16 protein-coding genes are annotated in these 21,900 nt (G+C 70.6%); 10 read left to right on the top strand and 6 right to left on the bottom strand.

Features of this window, described 5'->3' with window-relative positions; all coding sequences use genetic code 11:
* Positions 1-73 precede the first annotated feature (73 nt).
* Positions 74-508 (top strand): hypothetical protein, encoded by a 435-nt coding sequence (locus WMF24_RS05785; protein ID WP_437735346.1) that lies wholly within the window; start codon positions 74-76, stop codon positions 506-508.
* Between the two features lie 421 nt (positions 509-929).
* Here WMF24_RS05785 and WMF24_RS05790 read toward each other — a convergent pair whose 3' ends face one another.
* Positions 930-1,526 (bottom strand): hypothetical protein, encoded by a 597-nt coding sequence (locus WMF24_RS05790; RefSeq protein WP_437735347.1) that lies wholly within the window; start codon positions 1,524-1,526, stop codon positions 930-932.
* 193 nt (positions 1,527-1,719) lie between these two features.
* Here WMF24_RS05790 and WMF24_RS05795 point away from each other — a divergent pair, with 193 nt between their 5' ends.
* The 5 genes from WMF24_RS05795 to WMF24_RS05815 all read left to right on the top strand — a co-directional run bounded on the left by WMF24_RS05795 (position 1,720) and on the right by WMF24_RS05815 (position 8,154).
* Positions 1,720-2,382: a glutathione S-transferase family protein gene (locus WMF24_RS05795; protein ID WP_437735348.1), complete on the top strand. Its 663-nt coding sequence runs from the start codon at positions 1,720-1,722 to the stop codon at positions 2,380-2,382.
* A 68-nt stretch (positions 2,383-2,450) separates the two neighbouring features.
* Positions 2,451-3,878, top strand: coding sequence for a carotenoid oxygenase family protein (locus tag WMF24_RS05800; protein WP_437735349.1), 1,428 nt, complete (start codon positions 2,451-2,453; stop codon positions 3,876-3,878).
* Positions 3,879-3,929: 51 nt separating this feature from the next.
* Positions 3,930-5,471 carry a serine/threonine protein kinase gene (locus tag WMF24_RS05805; RefSeq protein WP_437735350.1) on the top strand — a complete coding sequence of 514 codons (1,542 nt, stop codon included), beginning with the start codon at positions 3,930-3,932 and terminating at the stop codon, positions 5,469-5,471.
* 277 nt (positions 5,472-5,748) lie between these two features.
* On the top strand, positions 5,749-7,041 hold the full coding sequence (locus tag WMF24_RS05810) for a serine/threonine-protein kinase (RefSeq protein WP_437735351.1): 1,293 nt from the start codon (positions 5,749-5,751) through the stop codon (positions 7,039-7,041).
* Between the two features lie 543 nt (positions 7,042-7,584).
* On the top strand, positions 7,585-8,154 hold the full coding sequence (locus WMF24_RS05815; RefSeq protein WP_437735352.1) for a hypothetical protein: 570 nt from the start codon (positions 7,585-7,587) through the stop codon (positions 8,152-8,154).
* A gap of 64 nt (positions 8,155-8,218) precedes the next feature.
* Here the strand turns inward: WMF24_RS05815 and WMF24_RS05820 are convergent, their stop codons facing one another.
* Together WMF24_RS05820 and WMF24_RS05825 are read right to left on the bottom strand one after the other, a co-directional pair.
* On the bottom strand, positions 8,219-9,364 hold the full coding sequence (locus WMF24_RS05820; RefSeq protein WP_437735353.1) for an FG-GAP-like repeat-containing protein: 1,146 nt from the start codon (positions 9,362-9,364) through the stop codon (positions 8,219-8,221).
* 94 nt (positions 9,365-9,458) lie between these two features.
* Positions 9,459-9,683 carry a hypothetical protein gene (locus WMF24_RS05825; protein ID WP_437735354.1) on the bottom strand — a complete coding sequence of 75 codons (225 nt, stop codon included), beginning with the start codon at positions 9,681-9,683 and terminating at the stop codon, positions 9,459-9,461.
* Positions 9,684-9,995: 312 nt separating this feature from the next.
* Between WMF24_RS05825 and WMF24_RS05830 the strand changes: the two genes are divergently transcribed.
* On the top strand, positions 9,996-10,715 hold the full coding sequence (locus WMF24_RS05830) for a CTP synthase C-terminal region-related (seleno)protein (protein ID WP_437735355.1): 720 nt from the start codon (positions 9,996-9,998) through the stop codon (positions 10,713-10,715).
* A 224-nt stretch (positions 10,716-10,939) separates the two neighbouring features.
* Here WMF24_RS05830 and WMF24_RS05835 read toward each other — a convergent pair whose 3' ends face one another.
* Together WMF24_RS05835 and WMF24_RS05840 are read right to left on the bottom strand one after the other, a co-directional pair.
* Positions 10,940-12,853 (bottom strand): hypothetical protein, encoded by a 1,914-nt coding sequence (locus tag WMF24_RS05835; protein ID WP_437735356.1) that lies wholly within the window; start codon positions 12,851-12,853, stop codon positions 10,940-10,942.
* Between the two features lie 378 nt (positions 12,854-13,231).
* Positions 13,232-13,996 (bottom strand): DUF5995 family protein, encoded by a 765-nt coding sequence (locus WMF24_RS05840; RefSeq protein WP_437735357.1) that lies wholly within the window; start codon positions 13,994-13,996, stop codon positions 13,232-13,234.
* Positions 13,997-14,092: 96 nt separating this feature from the next.
* Here WMF24_RS05840 and WMF24_RS05845 point away from each other — a divergent pair, with 96 nt between their 5' ends.
* The 3 genes from WMF24_RS05845 (at position 14,093) to WMF24_RS05855 (ending at position 19,425) form a co-directional block, all read left to right on the top strand.
* Entirely contained in the window at positions 14,093-16,105 is a 2,013-nt protein-coding gene (locus tag WMF24_RS05845; protein WP_437735358.1) for a hydroxysqualene dehydroxylase, read from the top strand.
* A gap of 285 nt (positions 16,106-16,390) precedes the next feature.
* Positions 16,391-18,505, top strand: a complete 2,115-nt coding sequence (locus WMF24_RS05850; RefSeq protein WP_437735359.1) for a DUF4215 domain-containing protein — start codon at positions 16,391-16,393, stop codon at positions 18,503-18,505.
* A gap of 155 nt (positions 18,506-18,660) precedes the next feature.
* A complete protein-coding gene (locus tag WMF24_RS05855) occupies positions 18,661-19,425 on the top strand; it encodes a ribonuclease HI (RefSeq protein WP_437735360.1) in 765 nt (254 codons plus the stop codon).
* A gap of 243 nt (positions 19,426-19,668) precedes the next feature.
* On the opposite strand, the gene WMF24_RS05860 is transcribed toward WMF24_RS05855, so the two are convergent.
* On the bottom strand, positions 19,669-21,897 hold the full coding sequence (locus tag WMF24_RS05860) for an NADP-dependent isocitrate dehydrogenase (protein ID WP_437735361.1): 2,229 nt from the start codon (positions 21,895-21,897) through the stop codon (positions 19,669-19,671).
* Between the last annotated feature and the right edge of the window lie 3 nt (positions 21,898-21,900).

Consider the following 21,900-nt stretch of genomic DNA (forward strand, 5'->3'; position numbering starts at 1 on the left):
CCCGCCGGCCGGTGCCGGGGGCTCCGCGAGGCGTCTTCGCCCGCAGCAGAGCGACCAAGGAGGATCTACCGAGATGAGAGGACATGTATCGAAGGTGCTGCGGCTCGCCGTCGTGGCGTTCGCGTGCGCGATGATGGCGGCCTGCGGCGGCCCGCTGCGCTACACGCCGCAGGGCATCGGGAAGGCGCCGGGCGCCGACGCCGTGGTCGTGGCCGACGTCAACTTCGACGCGGCGATGACGCGCCTCGACATCAGCGCGAAGAACCTCCCCCCGCCCGATCGCCTCGATCCCGCCGGCTCCGCCTACGTCGTCTGGGCGCGCCCGGACAGCGATTCGCCCTGGCAGCGGGTCGGCGCGCTCAACTTCGACGCCGAGGCCCGCACCGGCAAGCTCAAGGACGTGAGCGTGCCGCTCACCCGGTTCGAGCTCGTCATCAGCCTCGAGAAGACCACAAACCCCGAGTCGCCGTCCTCGGAGCTCGTCTTCAAGCAGGACGTCGAGTACTGACGCGTGCGCATCTCGGCCGGATGAACCGGGCATTGGCAGGTGCCTGGCGAGCTACCGGCGGATGCCTGGTGAGGTATCGCCGGGTACCTGGCGAGCTACCGGCGGATGCCTGGTGAGGTATCGCCGGGTACCTGGCGAGCTACTGGCAGATGCCTGGTGAGGTATCGCCGGGTACCAGGCGAGGTACCGCCGGGTACCAGGTGAGGTACCACCGGGTACCAGGCGAGGTACCGCCGGGTACCAGGCGAGGTACCGCTGGTACCTGGCGAGGCATGGCCGGATGCCCGGCGGGGCGGTGCGTGGGCTCGGTTTCGGGTCGACGGGCGGCAGCGCCGGGCAGCGCCAGCGCGGTAGGAGAGGCGCCTGGCCGGCCGCTGCCGTGTCGGGACGGTGGGGCTGCGCGGGCGCGCCCGCGGCGCCGTCAGATCGGCTCGGGCGCCGCCGGCTCAGGCTTCGGCGCCTCGGGCTTCTTCCCCTTGCGCGCTTGCTTCGTCATCGCCCGGAAGTCGTCGAGGACCGGCGCCAGGACGGCGCGGAAGGTCGCGTTCTGGCGGGCGATCGCGCGCGCCAGGTCGAGCGCGGCGAGGCCCGGACCGATGACCATCTCGCCGGTGGCGAGGGCGTCGTCGTCGAGGTGGCGCGCCAGATCCTCGAGCGCGTCGGCGACCTTCTGCTCGGCCACGGCGCGCTTCAGGCGCCGCTCGAGCAGCTCCACCTCGAACCGCTCCGGGTCCTCGCCGTCGTCCTGGTCCCCGAGCACATGAAACGATCGGGCGAGCGCGCTCTCCTTGCCGTCCCTGGGGCGCAGCAGCGCGAAGAGCTTGCCGAGCGGCGGCCCCATCACGGCGAGGCTTCGGCCGAGGCTGCGCGTGCGCCGCGCCTCCTCGAGCCGCTCCAGGCCAGGCCAGAGCGCCTTGATGGCCTCGATATGCTCGAGCGTCTTCTCGACGCGCTCCTCGATCTGGGCGGCGGAGAGCTGATCGACGTCCGTGGGGTCTTGCACAGGTTGCTTGGGCATGAACCGACCTCCTTGGTTGGGCGCGCGCCGCGCCGAACGCGGCGCGCGCGAATCCGGGGAAGCTACGTGGAGGTCGCCGCCGGCGGCAATCCGCTCGACGCGACGCAGATTTGCTCAGCCGCCTGAAGCCGTCTCGCAGCACAGGATATCGTCGTCTTGACCCAGCCGGGCCCTTCCTGGCACAGGACGATTCATGAAACTGTACTTCAGCCGGAACCTCAATCCACGGGTCGCCGTCGCCGTGGCGCGCTACCTCGACGCACCCGTGGAGCTCGTCCACGCGGCCCCTCTCGACCCGTCACAGCAGGAGAAGTTTCGGCCGCTGAACCCGAACCTGCGACTGCCCATCCTCGTCGAGGGGGACCAGTCGCTCTGGGAAACGGACGCGATCGCGTGCCGCCTCTCGCAGCTCATGGGCTCGGACTTCTGGCGCACGGGCGCCGCACAACCGGAGATGATCCGCTGGTTGAGCTGGGGTACGTGCGACTTCGTCGCCTCGTGCGACAAGGTCCACTTCGAGCGCGTGACGAAGCAGCGCTACGGGCTCGGCCCCATCCGCGACGACCTCGTGGCGGAGGGGCTCTCGGCCTTTGCCCAGGCGGCGACGCTTCTCGACAGCGTCCTGAGCGCCAGGGACTGGCTCGTCGGGGGCGCGGTGTCGTATGCGGATTTTCGCATGGCGTCGGTGCTCCCGTTCGCGGATCTCGCCGGGCTGCCGCTCTCGGACTACCCGCACGTCGCGGCATGGCACGCGCGCCTGTGGCAGATCGACGCCTGGCGCGATCCGTTCGCGGGGCTCGAAGCCCCGGAGCTCCCGGAGGTCCCGCGCCTCGACGCCGCCGGGTCGAAGCGCTAGCCCATCGAGGCTACGCACTTCGCCATCTGGCAGCGCTTCCCGAACGAACTGAATCCCGAAGGCCCCACGTGAACGCAAGAACGCAGACGAACCCTCATTTCTTCACCGGCAACTACGCGCCGCTCCGTGAGGAGCACGACATCGCGGCGCTCGAGATCGAGGGCACCCTGCCGCCCAAGCTGGCTGGCAGCCTGTACCGTGTCGGCCCGAACCCGCAGTACACGCCGCGCGACGACAACTATCACTGGTTCTCCGGCGATGGCATGGTGCATGCGTTCCACCTCGGCGCCGGCAAGGTGTCGTACAGCAACCGCTGGGCGCGCACGCCGAAGTGGCAGCTCGAGCACGAGGCCGGGCGCGCGCTCTTCGGCACCTTCGGGAACCCCGCCACCAGCGACCCGCTGGCGCAGGGCCGCAACGGCGGCACGGCCAACACCAGCATGCTCTGGCACGGCGCTCGGCTGTTCGCGCTCGAGGAGTCGCATCAGCCCTTCGAGCTGGACCCCCGCACGCTGGCCTCCAGGGGGCACCAGAGCTTCGGCGGCCGCGTGACCTCGCGCTGCACCGCGCACCCCAAGATCGACCCCGAGAGCGGCGAGCTGCACTTCTTCGCGTACTCGCCCGACGGTCCCTGCTCGCCGAGCATGCTCTATGGCGTGATGGACACGCGCTGCGAGGTCACGCAGCTTCAGTCGTTCACAGCGCCGTATGCCAGCATGGTGCACGACTTCATGATGACGCGCGGGCATGTGCTCTTTCCCATAACGCCGCTGACGCTCAGCGTGGAACGCGCCATGCGCGGCAAGCCGTTGCTGGCCTGGGACGCGAGCTTGCGGACCCACGTCGGCGTGATCCAGCGCGGGAACGCGGCCGGCACGCCGCGCTGGTTCGACACTGACGCCTGCCACATGTTCCATGTGATGAACGCATGGGACGACGGCGACACCATCGTGGCCTACGTCATGCAGTCGGAGGCTGCGCCCGGCCTGCCCGACGCCGAGGGCCGCCCCGGCGACCCCGAGGCGATGGCCGCGCGCCTGTGCCGCTGGACGTTTCACCTGGCGGATGCGAGCACCGGGTTCCGGCGTGAGTACCTCGACGATCTCGTGGCGGAGTTTCCACGCATCGACGAGCGCTACACGGGGCGGCGCAACCGCTACGGCTTCTACACGTGCCATGCGACCTCGCGCGCACGGGGCGACGCGGAGAGCGTGCTCTACGACAGCCTCGCCCGGTTCGACTTCGACACCGGCGAACGCAGCCTCCACACGCTGCCCCACGGCGACGTGGTGTCCGAACCGGTGTTCGTGCCGCGCGCGAAGGACGCGGCCGAGGGCGACGGCTGGCTGCTCGCCGTGGCCTGGCGTGAACAGGAGGAGCGCAGCGACTTGCTGGTGTTCGATGCCCTGCGCCTCCCCGCTGGGCCCGTCGCGGTCGCCCGCCTGCCGCACCGCGTGCCATTCGGGTTCCACGGCACCTGGCGGCCCGGCGTGTAACGCGGTCCGGCATGCGATGGATACCGGCGTCACATGGGAGCCTGAACCCCGATGAGCGATGATCCCCAGCTAGCGCACTGTACAGCACGAATCGGAACGGTCCTCCGGGGCAAATGGCGCATCGATTCGCTCATCGGCGTCGGCGGGATGGCTGCCGTCTACGAGGCGACACACAGGATCGGCCGACGCTGCGCGATCAAGATCCTCCATCCGGAGATCGCGGTCTCCAAGGAGCTTCGAGCCAGGTTCGAGCAAGAGGCGCTCGCAGTGAACCAGCTCGGTCACCCCGCGGCCGTCAATGTCATCGACATCGATACGAGCGAGGATGGCTCGCCCTTCCTGGTGATGGAGTTGCTCGAGGGTGAGTCGCTCGGCAAGCGCGCTCACGGCTCCAGCGGCATCGAGGAGCGCGAGCTGCTCCGCGTCGTCTCGACCGTGCTCGAGGTGCTGGACGTCGCGCACGGGCTCGGCATCGTCCATCGGGACATCAAACCTGACAACCTGTTCCTGACCTCTTCAGGCGGCGTCAAAGTCCTCGACTTCGGGATCGCCCGAATGAAGCAGGGCGGCTCCAATGTTCGTACACGCATCGGCGCGATGCTCGGGACCATACCTTACATGTCGCCCGAACAGGTCGCTGGTGGCCAGATCGACGGGCGGGCCGACATCTTCGCCGTCGGCGCGACGATGTTTCGAATCCTGGCAAAACGCCGTGTGCACGAGGGGTCCACGGAAAGCGAGCTCCTCATCAAAATGGCGACGCAGCCTGCGCCGGCCCTGCGCACCGTCGCCCCCTCTGTCAGCCCCGAGGTGTGCGCCATCGTCGATCGCGCGCTCGCCTTCGATCCATCGCGCCGCTATCCAACGGCCCGCGCCATGCGTGAAGACATCGAGCGAGCTCTGGGCGCCAATGCTGCCCCTCACGCGCCAGCCTCGGTGTCGATCCGAGCCGACGTGTCGTCTGTGATCCGAGCCGACGTGTCGTCTGAGATCAGCGTCGATGGCCCGACGATGGCCGCTCCTGCTCCGGGCCAGGCGATGCAGCCACCAAGGGCCGTATCCGTGTCGCCTCGATCTGCTGTGACCAATCCACAAGCGGGCTCGAGCTCGCCGCTCTTGATCATCGGAGTGATCGGCTCTTTTGTCGTCGCTGTCTGCCTCGCCGCTGTGTTCTTCGTTGTCCGTTCGCGAGGCTCCGCCGAAGACGCCGGTGTTCGTCCGCCAGACTCCGCCGGAGACACCCGTGTTCGTCCGCCAGGCTCCGCCGGAGACGCTCGTGAGCGCGCGGACGATGAGGCATCTCAAGAGGGCAGGGCGAGCGGTGGCGCTCGCGCGATGGCCACGGCGTCCAGTCCCATGACGCCATCCTCGACCGCTGCGCCCTCATCGACGCTCCGGCCCGCCCCGAATGGTAAGTATCGCCTGCTCATCAAGGACGGCAAATATCCGTTTTGCGTCACGTCGAAGTTGAAACAGGCCTATCCTGTGCGCACGAACGATGAGGGCGTTCAGGTGTGCACCGGCACCCCCGACGGGCCCGTTCCGATCGATGGCCTCAAAGCCTACCACCCCTCCGAGTTTCGATGGGAATAGACTTGTGAGGAGCGGGGGCCTTGTACCGTGTCGGCGTGCCGAGGGGCACGCCGACGCCCAGCTCCCCGATCGCCCGCGCTCGATGTCTTCATCGCCCTTCTGGGCGGGGATGGAGGTTCCTGCGATGCGGGCGGCGACCAGCGAGCTACGGCTGGATGCACCGTGGTCATCCTTGTAGGCTTACGTCGGCGTGCGGGGCCGCGTCCACGAGCATCGCGGAATTGCACAGCTTTTCCGTTCGGTGGGCGGCTTGGGCAGGGTGTCCACTCGGACGGCGGTGCGGTTCCTCCGCTCTCAGCACCTTTGTGCGTGTACACTCCCCGCCATGCCGGGGATAATTCCACCCAGGGGGCACTCGAGCACCGATGACGTCACGGTGCCGATGCTCGGGAAACAACGCGACGCATCCGTCGTTGAGCTCACGAGCTCCGCGCTTGAGGAAGAAAGCGAGGCTGCGGCACGGCCCTGGTCGGACGACGCACCCACGCTCGTGCGCCCGGAGAACGGAGCGCCAGCGCTGATCGGGAGCTTGATCTCGGAGCGGTACCGCGTCCACGAGCTCATCGGGCAGGGCGGCATGGGGGCCGTGTACCGCGGCGAGCAGGTGCACCTCCGCAAGCAGGTCGCGATCAAGGTCCTCCAGCCGAGCGCCCGGAACCTTCCCCAGATCGTGGCGCGGTTCGAGCGCGAGGCGATCGCGGGGGCGCATATCCAGCATCCGAACGTGGTCTCGGCGAACGACTTCGGTCAGCTCGCGGACCGGTCGCATTTTCTCGTCCTCGAGTATGTCGAGGGCACCCCGCTCCAGGACGTGATCGCCTCGGCGCCGCTCCCCGCGCGACGCGCGCTCCACATCGCGAGGCAGATCGCGTCGGCTCTGGAGGCGGTGCACGCGAAGGGGATCGTGCACCGCGATGTGAAGCCGCAGAACATCCTCCTCGGAGCCCGCGATCAGGTGAAGCTCATCGATTTCGGCCTCGCCAAGGTGAACGTGGAGCTCCTGTCCACCGAGAGCCGCGAGGCCGCGCGCAAAGGCCAGGACCTCACGGCTGCCGACCAGGTCCTCGGCACGCTCAGTTATCTCGCGCCCGAGGCCGTGCGCGGCATGGATGCCGTCGATGCTCGCGCGGATCTTTATGCGCTCGGGATCATCTTGTACGAGATGCTGTCCGGGAGAGGCCCGTTCGACGCGAGCGACGGCCAATCGTCCTTCCGGCAGCGTCTCCTCGCGGATGCGCCCCCGCTCCGCCAGCGTGCTCCGGGAGCAGGTATCCGCCCCGACGTGGAGGCGATCGTGATGCGGCTCGTCCAGCGAGACCCAATCCAACGCTATCCGACGGCTACCAGCGTGATCGCGGCCATCGACGGGGCCATTGCGGCGATGGAGGGCGCGCCGAGGCAGATCGAGCCGACCGTCGCGATGCAGCCGGGGGCTCCGGGGCGCCAGGCGAGCGCGACATCGCTCGCGTCCAGGTTGACCTCGCCGGCGATGCGGCCCTGGCTCATCGCGTCCATCGTCGTATCGCTCTTGCTCAGCGTCGCGCTCTTGATCGCCATCCTGCTCAGCTGACAGAGGCTCGAAAAGGCCACCTCGCGGGAGCAGGCTCGCCGCTCGACGGCAGCTCTCGCCCCGCCGGAGCAAAGCCGGCTGGTCACCCCTCCAGCGCGGCGCCGAGGTCTGTCCGTAGACGGCAGAACATTCCCCTGTGAGTGGCCGCAGGTCGATCGCGTGTCCTCATTGGGCCAGCGCTCGACCCCGCAGGCGGTGAAGCGCTGGTCGAGCGCCCCTCCTGCGCGGCGCTGCGCCTCCCGGCCAGATGCGCCTCGTGCAGCCCATCGCGGCCGATGAGCTCGCCAACAGGGCAGGCTCGACCCCGGCGGGGCTCTCGACGTTCCATTCCTCGAACGCTGTCGTTCCAGAACGGCGTCTGGCATCGTTCCGGACATCTCGCATACTCACGGCCGTGACCAAGGCGTGATCTCGATCGCGTTGTCGCGCTCTGCCAGGACCACGCCGCGGCCGCGAATCCGAGGTCAGCCATCGCTGGTGCTTCCCGGACGAGGTGTGGAAGACAAGCGGTGTAACCCACCCTGACAGCACATTGGAGAACTGATGAAGAACACTTTTTACACGACATCCATGCGCGCCCTGATGATCTGCGGCCTGGTCGCAGGAGGCACCTCGCTGAGCGCGTCCGCTCAGGCCCAGACGGCGGCGTTCGAAATCTACGAGGGAGACGGTTGCCCCGTAGGATACAGGCCGCTCATGGCGGTCGAGGCCTTCTGGGCGTTCGTCGGCGGCTGCGACCAGCTCCCGTACTCGGGGGTCTTTCGTCTCGCCGACGGGGGGTCGATCGATGGCCCGTGGAACAGCTGCCAGCAGCACGCCGACGATACCCGCGAGCTGGAATACACGCTCTGCAAGCCCAATTACGAGCTCTTTGACATCGGCGGGACCACCTTCGCGGTGGTGAGAGGCGGAGAGCAGTGCATCGAAGGCTTCGAGCTCGTGGATTGGGATACCGCCTCCGCCTACTCGGATGAGCTATGCACTCACGTCGGATACTGGGGGATCGCGAGGATCGGCGGAGGGGGATCCATCGACGGTCCGGGGTACGGTTGCGGCATGCGCGCGACCGACCCTCGCCCGCTCGGTGATGCCCTCTGCGTAGAATCCGACTGAGCATCCCGGAACAGCGGCAGCTCGCGCGATCGCCGCCAACCCGGCGGCCGATCGCGGCGCTCGATCACGGCGCAACGAGCTGCAAGATCGTGACGTCGCTCGGGTCGCGCCGCCCGACCACGAGGTCCGGGCGGCGATCCCCGTCCATGTCGGCCACCGCGAGGGAGAACGGCGCGCCGCCCAGCGCGAGCACCGGCCCGGGCTTCAATGAGGTTCCATCGGAGAGCAGCACGACGACCCTCTCTCCTGCCAGCAGGGCCACGTCGGAGAGGTGATCACCGTCGAGATCCCCGGCCACGGGAGAGTATAGCGGTCCGAGGTTCAGAGACAGGTTGAGCTTCGTGAAAGCTTCGCCGTCCCCTGCGCCGAGCATCAGCGTGACGAAGTGGCGCTGTCTTGCGAGCGCGAGGAGGTCGGCATTGCCGTCGCCGTTGAAGTCGTCGCTCACCATCGCGCCCATGATATCGTCGACGCTGTGAGCCCTCGCCGCGTCTTCGAAGGTCCCATCGCCGTTGCCGTGATGGACGAGGGCGACTTCCCCTGCCGTCGCCGCGAGATCCAGGATGTCGTCGCCGTCGAGGTCCCGGAGCGCCAGCGCGTCGTTTCCAAAGGGCGATCCCGCGCTCGAACGGGCGGACAGCGTTCCATCGCCGTTCCCGAGGAAGACAACGCTCGATATGGGCTCTGGTGAGGCGGCCACGAGATCCGTGATCCCATCGCCGTCAAGGTCGCCGGCGGCCATGCCAGACTCGAGAAAATAGCGGTCTGGCGCGCTCTCATCCATGCGCGGAGGGAGCAAGAGCGTGCCGTCTCCGGCGCCGGAGAACGTCTCCAGGTAGTTCACGTCGCGTTCTCCGGTGGCGACCACGAGATCGACGCCCGGCCTCCTGTCGAACGATCCGGGCACGATCTGCCGCGGCGTGCCGAGCAGCGAGAAGTCGCCCGCGGGCTCGAAGCGGCCACCGCCTGTGGCGCGCAGCACGCGGAGCCGGCCATCTTCATGGCCGACGATGATCTCCGGCGCGCCGTCGCCGTCGAGATCGGCGACGTGGAGCGACCTGGGCATGGGGGCGATCACGACGGCGCCGGCCTCCACCAGCCTGAGGTCACGGCCGCCCGCGCTGTCAGGAGGGGGAGCCGCCGAGAGCTCGACGGGCTGGTCGCTGCACCCGCACAGCATCAACGCGACAGCAGCCGGACGCCGGGTCATGTTCGTGCTCATACCTCACCATCTCCCCCGACCCGGGTCTGACCCCCGGGGCGCCAGCGCCGCTCATGCATCGTCCAGAGGCATCGCCCTTCGATCATGGGTAATGCGCGTCCCTCGACAGGACGACGGTCTTTGTGTCCTCTGCGGCCGCCCCGTCGGCGTCGGTGACACGCGCGGTCAGCTCGAGCTTCCGGCCGAAGAGATCCGTGATATTCACCTGCTGATCGAGCCGGAAGACGATGTCCGTCCGCTGGCAGTATCCTGATGCAGCATCGTCGGGGAAGACGATGACCTGGGAGAGGACCGATAAAGGCGCCATGGAAGCCTCCTGAGGTGACGAGGGGCATCTGCGGGTGAGCCCACGCGGCTCCGGGCGAGTCTACTCGGCGCACCACCCATGGACCAGGGACCTCCCCCTCCATGCGAGAGGCCCGCGACGCCTCACCACGCGCGGGCGCGCTGGGACGATGTGATCCATGGCAGAGGTCGACTGTCACCTCGACGGCCACGGACCCGGGGCCAGACCCAACGTGGGGCGGGCTCTCAGGCGCTACCCGCCCGCTCGGCCCTCTCCTGACCGGCGACGCACCTGGCCGAACCTGGGTCGGTCCGCGCTATCATGAGGCGCACCATGTCCGTGATTCGGCTAGGGCTCATCGGCGACCGCGACGACGCGGTGACTGCCCACCGGGCGATCCCGGTTGCGCTGCGGCTGGCGGGAGAGGCGCTCGCTCTGCCTCTCTCGTTCGAGTGGGTGCCGACCGAGGAGGTGGCCCACGACGCGAGCGTGGCGCGCTACGATGGCCTCTGGTGCGTGCCGGCGAGCCCCTACCGCAGCATGGACGGCGCGCTGCGCGCGATCCGCTTCGCCCGCGAGCAGGGGCGCCCCTTCCTCGGCACCTGCGGCGGCTTCCAGCACGCGGTCATCGAGTACGCACGCCATGTGCTGGGCTGGTCGGACGCGGAGCACGCCGAGACGGCGCCGGACGCGCAGCGCGCGGTGATCGCGCCGCTGGAATGCTCGCTGGTGGAAGCCACCGGTACCGTCCGTTTCCGCGCGGGGACCCGCATCGCGCAGGCCTACGGCTGCGCGGAGGCCACGGAAGGATACCGCTGCCGTTACGGGCTGAACCCGGCCTTCCAGGCCGCGCTCATCTCGGGCCCCTTGCGGATCGGCGCGGAGGACGAGGCCGGCGACGTTCGCGCGGTGGAGCTCGACGGTCATCCATTCTTCGTCGCCACGCTGTTCCAGCCGGAGCGCGCCGCGCTCGCCGGTCAGCTACCGCCGCTCGTGGCTGAGCTCATCCGGGCATGCGCGGGTACCCTTCGAGGAGGGATGCGGACCGCGTGAGGTTTTTCATGTCAGCCAGCGCGCGCAGCGTGGCCGCACGGTAGGACCGGTGATGCCGCGAGCCCTTCTCCGCGGGCGACGCGGCGGCGGAGGGCGCCCCGTTGGGCCACACCCGAGCCGCCCTCGGCGGTGAAACAGGCGAAAACGAATGAATCCGCTGCTGTGCGCGTGTCGGGGTCGTCGTACAGGCGCCCCGGCGCTCCTTCGCCCGAGGTGGCGCTGCGTCAGCGGGAGCCGAGCGCGAACGCGTCGTGGATCGCCGCCATGGGCAGCCGCGCGCGGGCGGTGACGCGGGCCGCGCCGGAGCCGAGCACCTCGGAGGTGACCGCGATCGGGATCGGGACCTCGCCGCGCGACGGCAGCCCCGCCAGCTTGGCGAGCTCCTCGGCGGCCTCTTCGATCGTCTCCTTCGTGTCCCCGCGCGCCGCCACCAGCGCGAGGCCCGCCAGCGAGAAGACCCCGCCGGCCAGCGTCCCGGGCTGCCGCAGCGCCTCCAGGCCCGGCGCCGCGCCGAGCGTGCGCTCGTCGCGCCCCGCGTCGACGGCGATGCGCAGCCGGGCCACCACGGCGGCGTCGTCGTCGCCGAGCCCGAACCACGTGCGCTGGCCGGCGGGCACGACGTAGAGGTGGGTCGTGTGCGCGGGCGGGGCGCCCTTCGTGAGCGGCCTGGATCGAAGCTCGACGTGCAGCGTCCCCGCGGGCAGCGCGGCGGGCGCGCGGACGATCGCGTGCGTGGTGTGCTCGCTCTCCTCGTCCTTCCTCGCGCGGCCCTCCGGCGCGCCGGAGGGCGCGCCCGCGCCGCCCGCCGCCTGCGGGCTCGCCTTGCGCCTGTCCAGCTCGTCGCCGAGCAGGAGCAGCTCCTTCACCGCGGGGATCCAGGTCTCGGCCGGCTCCTCGACCGCGACAAGGATCCAGCTCTGCATCGCCCGGCGCGCCGCCTTCTGCGCGCGCGCGGCGCCCTTGCTGGCCTGGTAGGCCGCGATCGCCCGATCCGCCGCCGCGCGATCCCCGCCCACGCCCATCACGAGGGGGCCGCCCGCGAGGGCCAGGGTGTCGAGGCGCTGGATGACCCGATCGAGCGTCGCCGCGTCGTAGCCGTCGTCCAGCCAGTCGTCGCGCAGCGCCCGCAACAGGCCCTCGCGCAGCGGGGTGAGCTCCGCGCGCGACGCGCCCTGGGTGTAGAAGCCGATGGCCGTGTCGCCTGGCAGGCGCAGGAAGGCCGGCGGCGGGGCGGCGTCCGGCGCCACGACCGGCGCGAGGGCCAGCGTGAGGGGCGAGCGCCGGCCCGCGAAGCGCACGCTGAAGCCGACGTCGACCTCCGCGCGGCCCCACCGGAGGTCCATGCTCACGCTCTCGAGATCGCGCAGGAGCGCGCCGCTGAGCTCCTCGCCCAGCGCCCCCGCGTGGCCGTCGTCGTCGTCCGCGTCAGCCTCGCTCTTCACGATCTCGCGGAGGGCCCACTCCGTGACCTCGATCCGCGCGTCCGCCTCGATCGGCTCCCGGCCCACGACCTTCACGAGGTAGGGCGCGGCGGCGTCGAGCTCCTCCGCGCCCTGGGCGCAGAGGAGGCGCGCGCTGCCCCGGCGGTCGCCCGGCTCGAAGGCGCAGACCAGCGGCGGCGCCTTCTCGTCGGGCTCCTCGTCGGGCTCCTCGTCGCGCGCGCTCTCCACGCGCAGCATGCCCCGGTGCTCCCTGAGCACGAAGAGGTCGTGCAGCCGCGGCACCTCCTGCTCCGCGACCGACAGGGAGAACACGACGCGCGACGCCGATTCCGTGATGCCGAACCAGGCGACGTCGATCGGCTTGCCCAGATCGACAACGTCGGCGAGCGCGGGACCGAGCGCTTGCTCGAGCAGCATCTCGGGTCCCATCGGGCCCGCGACGAGCAGCATCGCGCCGGCGGGCGTGCTCGCCACGAGCTGCGTGATGTGGGTCCAGCTCCGCAGCGGGTCGGCGACCCGCAGCACCGAGGAGAGCCCTTCGGGCGCGGTCACGGGCTGCGCCGCCGCGGGGGCGGGCTGGGCGCGCGCCGCGCTCGGCGAAGGTGGCAGCGGCGCGACAGGGCCATGCTGGGGGGCCGGAGCGCCGGCGCACGCGGTGATGAGGGCGATCGGGAGCAGGAGGGCGGCGCGTCTCATGGAGAGCCGGATCGTCGCGCCCGAACGGCACGCCTGGCAAGCGGCCTCGGCATGTCCCTCGCGTCGGGCGCCGGATGCCGCTGGCATATCCGCACGAACGCTGAGTCACGTGGTTGTTCGATGATCATCGTCGTGGACGACCCTACAGGACTTGTCCTGTCCAAGACCTTCCTTCCGCGCCAAGACCGCCGTGGTTCGGTCTGGAGCGGGGCCGCTACAGCAGCGGGCACGGCGGCGAGACCGCTCCCGCGTCTGGCCTGCCAGGTACATCGCGGTCAGGGGCTACCCTGTGGCGCCGGACAGCATCGGGCATTGCGGCGCAGAGCCGCTCCGTGAGATTTCCCGTCGGGCCGGCAGCGCGCGGGAACGCAGGCAAGCTCAGGCGACGCGGTGGTCGCTCTGTTCCAGGATGGCGAGCAGCTGGCGGGGGCTCACGTTGCGCTCGGTGATGCGCACCGCCGCCAGCCACAGGCGGTCCCACAGCGGCGGGTCGAGCAGGCGCTGCCCGAAGCGCAGCGCGCGATCGTCGGCCTCGGCGACGAGGCTCGGCCGCTCCTCCACCGCCGCCGCCTGCAGCCGCTGCGCGAGCGCGAAGGCCTGACGACGCGCGGCCTTCAGGCTGTAGATGGTGAAAAGCTCGTCGAACTCGCCCCCGATGAAGTCGAGCCCCCGCAGCACCGGCGTCGTGCGATTGAGCGAGCCCTGGATACGGCTCACCCCGCGCCCCAGGATCGCGTCCACGCGCGCGTAGTCTGCCCACGACAGGCCCGTTTCAGCCGCAGCGACGCCGAGATCGACGTTGATGTGTGCGTTCATCGAGAGCAGGATATGTTGCACCACGAGCGCCGACGTGGAGCGCGCCGCGCGGAAGGCGAGGGCCCACGCGCCAGACACCGGCCGGTCGGCCCTGAACTGAGCGCGCGCCGTGAAATATCGGTTCGCGAACGCCACGATCATGCGCCGCAGAGCGTCGGGGGCGTCGAACACGCCGGCGTCCGCCGCGTCCGCGATGTCGCGCGTCTCCCACGAGTAGAGCAGCGCGAAGTAGGCGTCTGCCGAGTTCTCATCCCGGGCTACTTCGATGCAACGCGCGAGCAAGCGTTGCACGTCGTCGACCGACGCTGCCTGTTCCACCTCCGTCATGCTCGTTCATCTCGAAGTGCGTGTCCAAGGACCAGCAGGAAAACGGCGCCGCGCGCCCGCGGGCCGCCGGGACCTTGCCTGTCGTGCGGTGCGCCGGTGGCTTTGACGCACCGTTGTGATGTAAGGGTCTTAGAAGAGGAGTGGAGCCTTCGGATGACGCGAGTGAGGATCTTCGGCGGTGGGATCGCGGGGCTGACGGTGGCGCACGAGCTCGCGTGCCGCGACGGGTTCGAGGTGGTCGTCCACGAGCCGCGCGCGGACCTGGGCGGCAAAGCCCGCAGCCAGTTCAAGGACGGCTTGCCGGGGGAGCACGGCTTCCGCTTTTTCCCCGGCTGGTATCTGCACGTCACCGACATCATGCGCCGCATCCCGCGCGACACCGCCTCCGCCACCCGCGCCGGCGCCCTCGGCGGCTACCCGGAGGCGCAGTCGGTCGCCTCGCGGCTGCGCGAGGTCCGCTCGACGCTCACGTTCCGGCGCGGGCGCACCCCCGACTCCTTCCTGCAGATCCCGCGGCGCATCGGCGAGCTCGGCGAGTTCCTGCAGGGCTTCGAGTGGATCATCGAGGGGCTCAGCCCCGCCGATCGCCTGCAGGCGCTCAAGCGCGTCGGGCTCAAGCTGTTCACGTTCTATTCGACCCCGCCCTGGCTGCGCGCCGAGCGCTTCGATCGGTGCTCGCTCGCCGAGTTCCTGGGCGCCGACTCGATGCCGGAGAAGGTGCGAGAGTCGTTGCGCACCGTCCCGAAAGCGCTGGTGGCCATGGACGCGTACGAGGGCAGCGCGCACACGTTCCTCAACACCAGCCTGCTGAACATGGCGCCTGCCTGGCGCGCCGATCTGCCGCGAGACCGCATCTTGCGCGGCCCCACCTCGCGCACCTGGATCGACCCGTGGGTGCGCTCGCTGCGCGCGCTGGGCGTTCAGTTCGAGCACGGCGACGCAGGCCACGCCGAGCGCGTGATCGTCGACGGCGGGCGCGTCGCCGGCGTAGAGACCCGCAGCGGCGCGCGCGTGGAGGCGGACGTGTTCGTGCTGGCATTGCCGGTCGGTCCCCTGCAAGACGTCGCGCGCGCCTCCGGGCTCTCGGCGCATGGCGCAGAGTTCGATGCGCTCGCCGCGCTCGACCTCACGAAGCAGACGTCGGAGATGGTGGGCTTGCAGCTGTACCTCGATCGGCCGCTCACCACGCAGCCGGGGCACCTCTATTTCGCCGACAGCCAGTACGGCATGACGGCGATCTCACAGCTCGAGGTGTGGGACGACGAGTTCTGTGCGCCGCTGCGCGCGCGCGGCGTGCACGGCCTGCTGTCGATCGACATCACCGAGTGGCGCTCCGACCCGCTGGGCCGCACCCCGCCGCCGTTCAAGTTGCCGATCGACGTGAGCAGCGCGGACGAGCTGCGCGCGCTCGTGGTCGAGCAGCTCCGCGGCTATCAGCTCGCGAGCGGCGCGCCGCTGCTTCGGCCGGAGAGCGTCGTCGCCCACCACCTCGACGAGGACATCGACCTCGCGAGCGAGCTCAACCGCTCCGCCCTGCTCGTGCACCCGCCGGGCACCTGGCGCCGCCGCCCGCTCGCGCGCACCGCGATCGAGAACCTCTTCCTCGCGTCGGACTTCGTCAAGAACCCGGCGGACCTCGCCACGATGGAGGGAGCGTGCAGCGCCGGCAAGTCCGCAGCGCGCGCCATCCTGGCCGCCCACGCCCGCGGAGGGCCGCCCGTGGTCGTGCACGAGCTGGTCGAGGAGCTCGAGCCCGCGTGGATGCGCGCGCAGCAGAAGGGCTTCGAGGCGCTCGTCGCGGTCCTCGGCAGCTTCGAGCGGGCCGAGCGCGCCGTCGACCTCTTGCTCGACGCGGGCGACCAGACCTTCGACGCGCTGCGCGGCTTGCTCGCCGCGCCCGACGAGCTGGAGCGCTGCTTCCGCGTGGGCGGCCTCGTGCGCCTGCCCGAGGTGTCGGTCCTCGGCCAGCTGCGCCACGGCCTGGGCAAGCTGGCCACCGAGGCGGCGCGGCGCCTGGTGCCGAGCCACTTCGCGACGCCGGAGCGCGACCGCGACCGCGTCGCCAGGCGCCTGGCGCGCGTCTCGGCGGCGCTGAGGATGCTGCCGTGAGTCTGCCATCGTCTCCGGCGGCCGCTCGCCAGCGACCCGTTTTACAGGCGGGGTTTCTGACCCGCGGTGTCCGCGATGTCCCGCATCGGCGCCGCGCGTTCCTGTCGAAGAGCCGTCCGGGGCGCCGCGGGCGATAAGGCCTCTCCTGAGCCGTCTGGCGGCTGGCATCCTCTCGATTCCATATCAGTCTAGTGCGCTGAACATCGAGACCGCCTGCGTGCCCGTCAGGCTCGAAGCGAGCCCTGGAGGGACATCGCCGTTCCCGCGAAAGCGGAGGAAAGCGAGGTGCCAGTGCCAGCGGACCTCTTCAGAAGCGCTCCGTTCACGAGGGGCCTGCCGCCGCTCGTCATCGCCGCTGTCGTGACAGCGCACGGCTGCGACCGCCCCGGCAGATCGTCGGGCCCGGAGGCCGCCGGCGGCGGGGACGTCGGCGGCGGCGGGGGCGGCGGGGACGTCGCCAGCGGCGGCGGTGAGGGCGGCGGCGGCGGCGACGGGGTGCCCTGCAGCGTGGCGGCGGACTGTCCCGGGGTGGACGGCGCGTGTCAGCGGCGCACCTGCGAGGGCGGCCGGTGCGGGCTCGACCCCGCGCCGCGGGGGAGGCCCGCGGCCGATCAGGTCCCTGGCGACTGCAAGCTGCGCGCTTGCGACGGGCAAGGCGCCGTGATCGAGCTCGACGACGCGCGAGATGTGTTCTCGGACGGGGACCCGTGCTCGGCCGACGTGTGCGTCGCCGGCGCGCCAGAGAACCCGCCGGCGCCGGCCACAACGGTGTGCGGCGGGCCCGACGCGCCCGGACGGCGCTATTGCGACGGAAACGGCGCCTGCGTCGAGTGCCTCGCCGCGGGCGATTGCCTGAGCAACGTCTGTGTCGAGAACCGGTGCGTGGCGCCCGGCTGCGGCGATGGCGTGACGAACGGGGCCGAGACGGACGTCGACTGCGGCGGCGCCGACTGCGTGCCTTGCGCGGACCTCTCGGCCTGCCTCGCCGACCCGGACTGCCAGAGCGGGAGATGCCGGGACGGACGGTGCAGCGCGTCCTCATGCAGCGACGGCGCGAAGAACGGGGCCGAGACGGACGTCGACTGCGGCGGCCCGGCGTGCGCGCCGTGCGCCACCGGCGAGGGGTGCGCCGCGGACGGCGATTGCCTGGGCGGCCGGTGCTCGGGGACGACGTGCCTCCCCTCGTGCACCGACGTCGCCCGGAACGGCGCGGAGACGGACGTCGACTGCGGCGGGCCGGCGTGCGTCGGGTGCGCCGCCGGCATGCGCTGCGAGGCCGGGCGCGACTGCCTGAGCGGCGCGTGCAGCGCCGCGGGGACGTGCGCCGCGCCCGCGTGCGGCGACGGCGTCGTCAACGCCGCCGGCGAGGCGTGCGACGACGGCAACACGAGCAACACCGACGCCTGCCTCACGAGCTGCGCGACGGCCTCGTGCGGCGACGGGTTCGTCCAGGCGGGCGCCGAGGGCTGCGACGACGGCAACGCGATCACCACGGACGCGTGCCCGGCGCGCTGCGTGCGGGCCGCGTGCGGCGACGGCTTCGTGCGCACCGGCGTCGAGGCGTGCGACGACGGCAACCGGCGCGCCGGCGACGGGTGCAGCCCCGCGTGCGTCGTCGAGGGCTGCGGCGACGGCGCGGTCCGGGCCGGCGAGGAGTGCGACGACGGCGACGCCGACAGCACCGACGGCTGCCCCATCACGTGCCGCGTCGCCCGCTGCGGCGACGGCTTCGTGCGGGCCGGCGTCGAGGGCTGCGACGACGCGAACGCGTCGAGCGGCGACGGCTGCAGCGCGACGTGCGTCGTGGAGGCGAGCTACACCTGCCGGGGGACGCCCAGCGTGTGCACCTACGCAAGGGAGCGCGACTGCGGCGACGCGGTCGACAACGACCTCGACGGCGACGCGGACTGCGACGACCCGGACTGCGCGCTCGGCTGCGAGGGGGTCGTGGGCGCATGCGCGTCAGGGCAGGTGCTGTGGGTGCAGTCGGCCACGGACGTCCCCAGGGCCGTCGCGGACCGTTCCGTCGCGACGAGCTCGCTCCCGGTGCCCGCGATCGGCGTGATCCGGAGCGTCTCGCTGGAGCTCGACATCACGCACGCGTTCGACGGAGATCTGGATATCTCGCTCTCGTCTCCGGCGGGCGTGGCGGTCGACGTCTCGAGCGACAACGGCGGCTCCGGCGACAACTACCGCGGGACCATCTTCGACATGGACTGCGCGACGCCGGTCACCTCGGCGATGGCGCCCTTTCGCGGGTGTTTCCGCCCGGAGGCGTCGTTCGATGCCCTCTCGTCCGGACCGGCGAACGGCACGTGGACCCTGCGGGTCGGCGACGACGCCGGCTCCGACGCCGGCACGCTGAACTCGTGGTCCCTCGCCCTCTGCATCGAGCGTTGAACGTGGGGAACATGCGCCGAACGCGCGATGAACCGGCGCTGAGCGCGCGATGATCCGGCGCTGACCGCCGGCCGCGCCCGTCCGGCGCGGGCCGACGCCGTCGCCGGGGCCGGTCTGCCGTACCCTCGGCGCTCGATTCATGCCAGGGTGCGCGCGTGCCCTGGGTTCGCGCATCGCTTCGAGGTCAGACCGTCTATGCCCGCGCCGATGCCGCCGGCGCCCTGGTTGCGGAGGAGGGCGGCGGCGTCGAGATCCGCTACAAGCCGCACGACGGCCGCAAGTACCGGGCGCGCGCGGACAACCTGACCATCGCCGATCCGAAGGTGCTGCCGGACGACACCTGCGGCCCCGCCGAGGCGGTCGTGAAGGCGCGCGCCGGCGAGCAGCCCGAAGGGGCAGGGGGCGCTGGCGCTGCGGCGCCGGCCGGACCGGCGCGCGCGCAGCGCAAGGCGCCGGCGCGGGGGGCGACGGCCGCGGCGCCCGTGCCGGAGGGGGCGGTCATCGTCTACGCCGACGGCGCGTGCTCGGGCAATCCGGGGCCCGCGGGGCTGGGCGTCGTGATCATCGACGGGGGCCAGCGGATCGAGCGCAGCGAGTATCTCGGCACCGGGACCAACAACATCGCGGAGCTGACGGCCATCCTGCGCGCGCTCGAGGAGGTGGAGCCCGGGCGGCCCATCGTCATCCACACGGACAGCCAGTACTCGATCGGCGTGCTCCAGAAGGGGTGGAAGGCGAAGGCGAACGTCGAGCTCGTCGCCTCGCTGCGCGAGGCGCTCCAGGCGCGTCGGCCGCCGGCGCGCCTCGTGTACGTGCCGGGCCACGCGGGCGTGCTGCTCAACGAGCGCGCCGATGCGCTCGCGCGCGAGGCCGTCCGCGAGCGCGCGTCGCGGCGGACGGTGTACCCCGGCTCCGGCTGAGCCGGCGAGGCACCCGCCGCCGCTCCGCCTCCGCGTCCAGTGACGAGCCGCTATCGTCCAATGACGAGCCGCTATCGGCTGGTGTTCATGTGACAGCGGTAGGCCGGCGGCGAGGGTGTTCGTCGGGCGGGGTGGGGACGGGCCGATGCCGGCTGGTGTTGTTGGGACGAGGAAAGGCCCAGGGCGACGAACACCCTCGCCCTGGGCCGGGCAGCTCGCGGCGAGGCCCGCGCGGCTCAGGGCTCAGGAGAAGCTGTCGATGGCCGCGTTCAGCGTGGCGCTGGGCCGCATCGCGGCGAACGTCTTCCGATCGTCGACGTGATAGTAGCCGCCGAGGTCTACGGGCTTGCCCTGCGCGCCGATCAGCTCCTCGTTGATCTTGGACTCGTTGTCCGTCAGGGCCCTCGCGAGCTTGCCGAAGCTGGCCGCCAGCTCCTTGTCCTCGGTCTGCTGGGCGAGGGACTGCGCCCAGTAGAGCGCCAGGTAGAAGTGGCTGCCGCGGTTGTCGATCTCGCCGACCTTGCGCGCCGGGCTCTTGTTGTTCTCGAGGAACAGGCCGATCGCCGTGTCCAGCGCCCTCGCGAGCACCTTGGCCTTGGCGTTGTTCGTCTTGTTGGCGAGGTCCTCGATCGAGACCTGCAGCGCAAGGAACTCGCCGAGCGAGTCCCAGCGCAGGTAGTTCTCCTTCTGCAGCTGCTGGACGTGCTTCGGCGCCGAGCCGCCGGCGCCGGTCTCGTACAGGCCGCCACCGGCCAGCAGCGGCACGATGGAGAGCATCTTGGCGCTGGTGCCGAGCTCCAGGATCGGGAACAGGTCCGTCAGGTAGTCGCGCAGCACGTTGCCGGTGACGCTGATGGTGTCCTTGCCCTCCTTCATGCGGCCGAGCGTGAACTTCATCGCCTCCACCGGGCTCATGATCGGGAGCTCGAGGCCCTTCGTGTCGTGCTCGGGCAGGTAGGCCTTGACCTTGGCGATCAGGTTCCTGTCGTGGGCGCGGTTCTCGTCGAGCCAGAACACCGCCGGGGCGCCCGTGGCGCGCGCGCGGGTGACAGCCAGCTTGACCCAATCCTTGATCGCGACGTCCTTCGTCTGGCAAGCGCGGAAGATGTCGCCAGCCTCGACCTTCTGCTCCAGCAGGGCGTTGCCGGAGGCGTCGACGATGCGCACCGTGCCGCTCTCGGCGATCTGGAAGGTCTTGTCGTGCGAGCCGTACTCCTCCGCGGCCTGCGCCATGAGCCCCACGTTCGGCGAGCTGCCCATCGTGCGCGGGTCGAACGCCCCGTGCTGCTTGTGGAACTCGATCGTGGCCTGGTAGATGCCAGCGTAGGAGCGATCGGGGATCGTGAACTTCGCGTCGTAGAGCTTGCCGTCCGTGCCGTACATCTTGCCGCTGGAGCGGATGGCCGCCGGCATCGAGGCGTCGATGATCACGTCCGAGGGCACGTGGAGGTTGGTGATGCCGCGGTCGGAGTCGACCATGGCCAGCGTCGGGCGCTGCTCGTAGAGGGCCTTGATGTCCGCCTCGATCTTCGCCTTCTCGTCCGCCGGCAAGCCCTGGATCTTGTTGTACAGGTCGCCGATGCCGTTGTTCGGGTCGAAGCCGACCTTGGCCAGCGTGGCCGCGTGCTTGTCGAGCGCCTCGGCGTAAAACACGCTGACCGCGTGCCCGAAGAGGATCGGGTCGCTGACCTTCATCATCGTGGCCTTGAGGTGCAGGGAGAACAGCACACCCTGCTTCTTCGCGTCCGCCACCTGCTCGGCGTAGAACGCGCGCAGGGCCTTGGCGCTCATCACGCTGGCGTCGACGACCTCGCCCGCCTGCACCTTGACGCTCGGCTTGAGCACGGTCGTCTTGCCGCCGGCGACGAGCTCGATCCTCAGCTCCTGCGCCTTGTCCACGACGACCGACCTCTCGCTGCCGTAGAAATCGCCGCCCGACATGTGCGCGACATGGCTCTTCGAGTCACGGCTCCACGCGCCCATCGAGTGCGGGTGCTTCTTGGCGTAGTTCTTCACGGCGGGCGAGGCGCGGCGATCGCTGTTGCCCTCGCGCAGGACGGGGTTCACGGCGCTGCCGAGCACCTTGGCGTAACGTGCCTTGATCGCCTTCTCCTCCTCCGTCTTCGGCTCGGAGGGATAGTCCGGCACCGCGTAGCCCTGCTGCTGCAGCTCCTTGATGGCGGCCACGAGCTGCGGGATGGAGGCGCTGATGTTGGGCAGCTTGATGATGTTGGCGTGCGGCGTCTTGGCCAGCTCGCCGAGCTCTGCCAGGTGATCGCCGACCTTCTGGTTGTCCGTCAGGCGCTCCGGGAAGTTGGCGAGGATGCGGCCCGCCAGGGAGATGTCGCGCGTCTCGACGCGGACTCCGGCGGCTTTCGTGAACGCCTCGACGATCGGGAGGAGCGAATAGGTGGCCAGGGCCGGCGCCTCGTCTGTCTTCGTGTAGATGATGGTAGAATTTTGCGCTTCCACTTT

This window comes from Sorangium sp. So ce1335, assembly GCF_051521615.1.
Taxonomy (GTDB): domain Bacteria; phylum Myxococcota_A; class Polyangia; order Polyangiales; family Polyangiaceae; genus Sorangium.

Bases quoted from the DNA above. Each gene is read 5' to 3' on its own strand.
- WMF24_RS05785 (WP_437735346.1), top strand. From the start codon at position 74: ATGAGAGGACATGTATCGAAGGTGCTGCGGCTCGCCGTCGTGGCGTTC.
- WMF24_RS05790 (WP_437735347.1), bottom strand. From the start codon at position 1,526: ATGCCCAAGCAACCTGTGCAAGACCCCACGGACGTCGATCAGCTCTCC.
- WMF24_RS05795 (WP_437735348.1), top strand. From the start codon at position 1,720: ATGAAACTGTACTTCAGCCGGAACCTCAATCCACGGGTCGCCGTCGCC.
- WMF24_RS05805 (WP_437735350.1), top strand. From the start codon at position 3,930: ATGAGCGATGATCCCCAGCTAGCGCACTGTACAGCACGAATCGGAACG.
- WMF24_RS05815 (WP_437735352.1), top strand. From the start codon at position 7,585: ATGAAGAACACTTTTTACACGACATCCATGCGCGCCCTGATGATCTGC.
- WMF24_RS05820 (WP_437735353.1), bottom strand. From the start codon at position 9,364: ATGACCCGGCGTCCGGCTGCTGTCGCGTTGATGCTGTGCGGGTGCAGC.
- WMF24_RS05825 (WP_437735354.1), bottom strand. From the start codon at position 9,683: ATGGCGCCTTTATCGGTCCTCTCCCAGGTCATCGTCTTCCCCGACGAT.
- WMF24_RS05830 (WP_437735355.1), top strand. From the start codon at position 9,996: ATGTCCGTGATTCGGCTAGGGCTCATCGGCGACCGCGACGACGCGGTG.
- WMF24_RS05835 (WP_437735356.1), bottom strand. From the start codon at position 12,853: ATGAGACGCGCCGCCCTCCTGCTCCCGATCGCCCTCATCACCGCGTGC.
- WMF24_RS05840 (WP_437735357.1), bottom strand. From the start codon at position 13,996: ATGACGGAGGTGGAACAGGCAGCGTCGGTCGACGACGTGCAACGCTTG.